This is a genomic window from Streptomyces sp. NPDC058534, from assembly GCF_042717365.1.
Taxonomy (GTDB): Bacteria; Actinomycetota; Actinomycetes; order Streptomycetales; family Streptomycetaceae; genus Streptomyces.
In genome coordinates this window covers 24518-28258 of record NZ_JBHXNW010000096.1, presented here as the reverse complement: position 1 = coordinate 28258, position 3741 = coordinate 24518, and the positions used below count along the sequence as shown (strand labels likewise).

Annotated in this window: 3 protein-coding genes; all 3 read right to left on the bottom strand. The window is 71.1% G+C overall.

Annotation, left to right across the window (positions count from 1 at the left end):
* Positions 1-222: 222 nt before the first annotated feature.
* The 3 genes from ACFWR9_RS37715 to ACFWR9_RS37705 all read right to left on the bottom strand — a co-directional run bounded on the left by ACFWR9_RS37715 (position 223) and on the right by ACFWR9_RS37705 (position 3659).
* On the bottom strand, positions 223-2442 hold the full coding sequence (locus tag ACFWR9_RS37715; RefSeq protein WP_383850721.1) for an alpha-N-acetylglucosaminidase: 2220 nt from the start codon (positions 2440-2442) through the stop codon (positions 223-225).
* Positions 2443-2520: 78 nt separating this feature from the next.
* Positions 2521-2865: an STAS domain-containing protein gene (locus ACFWR9_RS37710; RefSeq protein WP_383850718.1), complete on the bottom strand. Its 345-nt coding sequence runs from the start codon at positions 2863-2865 to the stop codon at positions 2521-2523.
* Positions 2866-3242: 377 nt separating this feature from the next.
* Positions 3243-3659: a DoxX family protein gene (locus ACFWR9_RS37705; protein WP_383850716.1), complete on the bottom strand. Its 417-nt coding sequence runs from the start codon at positions 3657-3659 to the stop codon at positions 3243-3245.
* Positions 3660-3741: the final 82 nt, after the last annotated feature.

The window sequence follows — 3741 nt, the reverse complement described above, 5'->3', positions numbered from 1 at the left end:
TCGGGTGCCATGCCGGAGGAGCCGCGGTGGGCGATGACGTCGGGGTCGCCGGTGGCGGCGTGTGCGGTGGTCGTCGTCAGGGCCAGGGCCAGACCGCCCAGCACGGCCACGACGAGACCCGCACGTCTGCCCGAGCGTCTGCCATCCGGTGCCGAGAGCACGGTGAAGCGCATGCGCGGTCCTTCCCTCGTAGCTCGGTGCGGGTCTGTTCGTGACGTACCGTCAGCCGCTCGCGGCGGGCAGGGCGTCGAGGACCGCGGTGGCCATGGCCACCGGGTCGCCCGAGGGATGGACGGGGTAGCGGTCGCGCTCCTGGTTCCAGGCGTTCTCCAGCGCGAACCAGTCGATGGCCGCCGGCGGCCGGCCGGTGGCCAGCGCGGTGTCGAGCGAGTCGAGGTACGTCGTCCACCGCATCGCGTAGAAGTCGCGGACCAGTCCCGACCACTCCCGGTTGGCGTAGTCGCGCAGCCCGCCGGTGTCGCTGCCGGAGCGGTGCCCCCAGGTGGTCAGGATCGAACGGGCGTCGAACTCGGCCGCGGCCCGCTCGGCCCGCGTACGGCCCCAGGACTTGGCATCCTCCAGCCACGGCCCGAGCAGGAACCGGGTGTCGGTCGCCAGCAGTCGGTCAAGCAGCGCCAGGTCGCTCTTCCACTCCGAGGCCAGCGCACGGAAGCGGGGCAGGTCCTTGGCGTCGTAGGCGGCCTTGATCTCCGGGAGCAGGGCCCGGCTGCGGTTGGCCAGCGCCTGACGGGCGACGTCCACCAGGTCGAAGCGGTAGGCGTCGGTCGTGCGCAGCGCCGGTGCGACCGTCAGCAACTCGGCCAGCGCCTCCTGCACGGTGTCCGGGTCGTAGCGCATCGCGCCGGGACTCCAGCTGGCCGCATTGGTGGCCGTCAGCCGGGGACGGGCGGTGAACAGGCTGTCCTGCGACTCGCTCCAGGTACCCGAGGGCGTGCTGTACGGACCCGTGCGCAGCAGCTCCCAGGCGCGGGCCGCGTGCGGGTCGGGGCCGCCGTAGCGGCGTGACGCGTAGCCGGCGAACCAGGCCCGCTGGTCCACCGGGCCCGTCCGCCAGGCCAGTTCGGTGAACAGCTCGTAGGCGACCGGATTGCCGCCGGTGCCCTCGGGCAGGTAGGCGATGCCCGCGAGGGTGCTGCCTGGCTTGCCGCGCCACTGGTCGAAACGCTCGGCCCAGACGGCCGTGTTGGCGCCGATGGTGGTGTGGCCGCCGAAATTGGGGATGGTGCCGAACGCGTAGGGTGCGCCGTGCCAGGTGGTCTCCCGGTCGAGCCCGTTGTAGCGGTCGGACAGTCCGTCGACGATGAGCAGCCTGCTCTTGTCGACGGCGTCGATGATCTCCGGCGAGGGGTTCCTCTGCCAGCCGATCAGGGTCCAGACCGCACCGGGACGGGCGGTCTGCAGAGCGTTCATCACGGCTCGGGCGGCGTCCCCGACCGGCACGTTCCCCGGTCGGCCGCCCTCGTGCAGCAGATCCATCTTGAACATCGACGAGTCGCCGAACAGCTCGCGCTGATGCCGGTAGAAGGAGGCGGCGACCCGGCGGAACACCTCGCTGCGCGGATCCAGCCAGTCGGGCCGCTCGAAGCCGACCCACTGGCCCTGCGGGACGACCGGCCCGGTGGGGTTCCGTTCCGTGAATCCCGGGAGCACCGTGCCGAAGTAGCCGGGCAGCACCGGGGTCATGCCGAGCCGGCGCAGCCGGTCCGCGATCCGGCGTCCGAGGTCGGCGCGGTCCCGGAGGAGCCGCTCGGAGACGGGACCGGCGAAGCCGGACATGTTCTGCATCAGCCACCACGGCTGGTGCGCCGGACCGGGGATCCAGGACCTGAGCTCCTTCCCGGAGTAGCCGAACTCCTGGAATGTCTCGTGGTAGACGGCGTCGGCGCCCATCTGCACGAAGACCTCGTTCACCCCGTGCAGGGCGAGCAGGTCGATCTGCTTCTCGTACGAGGCCCAGTCGCGGTAGGCGCCGGAGTAGCCGTCGTCGGTGTCGTTGAGCGCGAAGCGGTGCGGCACCGACGCCTGCCGGTGCACGGTCCCGGCCGGCGCCGGCAGCGTGCGGGGCAGCTTCGCCGTACTCCGCCCGGGCCACCCGAGGTCCACCTTCGCCGTGTACTTGAGGTACCAGTTGACGCCGCTGAGGATCACGGCCGGGCTGGTGCCCCGGACGCGCACATGGCCGGCCCGGCCGGACACGCTGAAGTAGTCGCCGGAGGCGGGGCGGGCGGCCGGGACCAGGGTGAACTGCGAGACATGGCGGGGGAGCAGGCGGGAGAGTGCCGCCCTGGCGGAGTGCGTGGCGAAGGCGGGCCCGCCCGGTGGGGAGGCGGCCGCGGAAGAGGTGCCGGGGGTGAGAGCCGTGGTAAGCAGGAGGAGGGCGGTGGCTGCGTGGACGGCAGCCCAGGGTCTGAGGCCTCTCACAGGTCACCTCTGTCGGGTTGTCGAGGGGGTGTTGGTGAATATGAGGGCGGGGGAGCCCACCGTCAAGAAGGCATCCGGTCATGACGTACGTCTCGCCTGGTACACCGAGTCGTAGATGGGGAAGACGTGACGCAGCCCGGTCAGCGCGAAGAGCTGCTTGGTGGGGGCGTCGGTGATGACCAGTTTCAGCTCGCCGCGGACCGTGTGGACGCGTTTGAGCACGCCGACCAGGACGCCCAGCCCCATGGAGTCGATGAACGCCACCCCGCGCAGGTCGATGACGAAACGGCGGAGTCCGTCCGCGAGCCGCTCGATCATGTGCTGCTTGATCGTCGGCACGGTGTACACGTCCACCTCGCCGCGGATCTCCACGACGGTCCAGCCGTCGACATCGCTGTAGTTGATCTCGATCGGAGGTTCCATACGTACCCAACGGCGATGCCGTGGGCAGAGGTTGTGCCGCACATTCGTTCTGCATATGCGTGAACGGTTGGCCAAAGGATCACCTGAGGTGCGGGTGGGGGCCGCATTGCGGGGTGCGAGAAGGGGCTGAAGGTCACCCTCGGAACGCGTGTTCGAATAGACCGCGGTCGCTCCGGCCGCTCGGCCCCGCCGTGCGCGTTCCGCCATTCGGGGTCATCCTGATAGCCGGGCCACGTAGCCCACAGACCGACCTACCGGGAGGTCCTGTGATTCTGCTCGCGCTTCTCCTACCGGTCGTGATGATGGCCTTCCTCTTCGCCGCGGACGCGCTCGAGGACCTGATCTTTCCGCCCCCGGCGGCTCCGGAGGAGGACGCCTCAGATGCCGCCGGGGCCACGACCACCTCGCCCTGACAGGGACAGGGCACCCGGCCCGAAGAAGACCAGCAGCAGGAAGCCCCAGCAGAACAGCGCCGGGGACAGCCCGCCGTTCTGGAGCGGGAACAGCCCGTCCTGCTGGTGCTCGGTGAAGTAGGCGAACGCCATGCTCCCCGAGCCGATGAACGCCGCGCCGCGCGTGGCCGCGCCGACGAGGACGAGGGCGCCGGCCACCAGCTCGATCACCCCGGCGTACCAGAACGGCCAGTCGCCCACGGGACTGGCCGGCCGGTCCAGCAGCCCGAAGACCGTCGCGGCGCCCTCACTGGTGAACAGCAGGCCCAGGACGATGCGGAACAGGCCTAGTACCAGGGGCTGCTGCCTGGTCAGCCGGTCGTTCGGGCGTGCGGTGCTCATCGGTGCGCTCTCCCTCGGGTCGTGCGGCGTGGGGGGCGGGGGCCCCCGCGGCGCGGGGGGGGGGGAGCGCCCCCCACCCCCC

Bases quoted from the DNA above. Each gene is read 5' to 3' on its own strand.
- ACFWR9_RS37705 (WP_383850716.1), bottom strand. From the start codon at position 3,659: ATGAGCACCGCACGCCCGAACGACCGGCTGACCAGGCAGCAGCCCCTG.
- ACFWR9_RS37710 (WP_383850718.1), bottom strand. From the start codon at position 2,865: ATGGAACCTCCGATCGAGATCAACTACAGCGATGTCGACGGCTGGACC.